Source organism: Streptomyces sp. NPDC059037 (assembly GCF_042740015.1).
In the GTDB taxonomy this organism is placed as follows: domain Bacteria; phylum Actinomycetota; class Actinomycetes; order Streptomycetales; family Streptomycetaceae; genus Streptomyces.
The window spans coordinates 1-1,095 of sequence record NZ_JBHYIG010000542.1 but is presented as its reverse complement, the minus strand read 5'-3'; the positions used below and the strand labels follow the sequence as shown (position 1 = coordinate 1,095).

Annotated in this window: 1 protein-coding gene; it reads right to left on the bottom strand. The window is 42.4% G+C overall.

The window, feature by feature from the left end; genetic code table 11:
- Positions 1-28: 28 nt before the first annotated feature.
- Positions 29-508 carry a DUF3967 domain-containing protein gene (locus ACFWY6_RS45530; RefSeq protein WP_384703833.1) on the bottom strand — a complete coding sequence of 160 codons (480 nt, stop codon included), beginning with the start codon at positions 506-508 and terminating at the stop codon, positions 29-31.
- Positions 509-1,095: the final 587 nt, after the last annotated feature.

Genomic DNA, 1,095 nt, shown 5'->3' with positions numbered 1-1,095 from the left:
AATGAATTAGAGCGGTGAAAACGGGCAATCAATTGCCCTTCCAAAAATTCCACCACTTTTTTTGTTTGGTGGCTGCGATCATTTTTTGTGTCTCAAGGGACTCACGTAATGCAGCGGTGAGTGTCTCGTGCCTTTCTTGCTGTCTCTTTTCGAATTGCTCCATCCGTTCTGCCATGCGGCGGTTGAAGTCTTCCTGTCGCTTCATGAATTCAATCAAAGGATTGTCTTGTAGCGATGTAGCGGTATCCGATATGGTCAGTTTTGAACGATATAGGCTGGCTATATGCTTTACCGTTTCGTCGAGTGAGTGTCCATTGATTTTAGTCATTGTACATAGATACTCTAAAGTCTTTACGTCATCCTCGGTATAGAGTCGCCATCCTTTTGAGTCCTTATTGAATGAATACCCTTGTTCTTCAAGCATACTTGCATACTTGCGGACGGTCACAGGCTCTATACCGAGATGTTTTGCGACGTCTTTTGACGATAATTTAACTCCCATATCCATCACGAATCACCCCTTAAAAAGGGTTCGCTATAGCGAGGCTAAAGCCCTTTAAGTACTGCACCCTTTATTTGAGTTGTTTTGTAAAAGGGTGCAATTGAAAAGGAACGCTGCGTTACTAAATGAACGGAGAAAGTCAGTTATATCAAGGGGTTAAAGGCGATTTTTTAAGTTCGAGTTTGTTTTGGAGCGGAGAAAAAGAAAGAACCTATAAGTAAACCCTAGTATTCGTGCTCTGTTCTTTTGGGGTTGAATCTGACAAGAAAAGTAAGCCAAACGAAAGTGTAGAATGAACCCATCCTTTGAGTGTGCATCAAAACGGGCTTATTCATAATATGGCTAAAAATATCTGTGGTTACTCATGGATCACGGAGTGCCCAGTTATACGCACCAAATAAATTGGGGCGTACGGGCGGAAATGACCCGCAGGGGCTTTTGATAAAGAGGAGGGGGTAGTAATGCAAGAGATTGATTTTGAAACAGGGATGAAATATGTAAGAGCAACCCTTGGCTTTGAGGGTTTAGTGTTGACGGAAGGAGAGGAAAAGCTTTTAGAAAGGCGGTTTCATGGAGAAATCACAGAAGAAGAA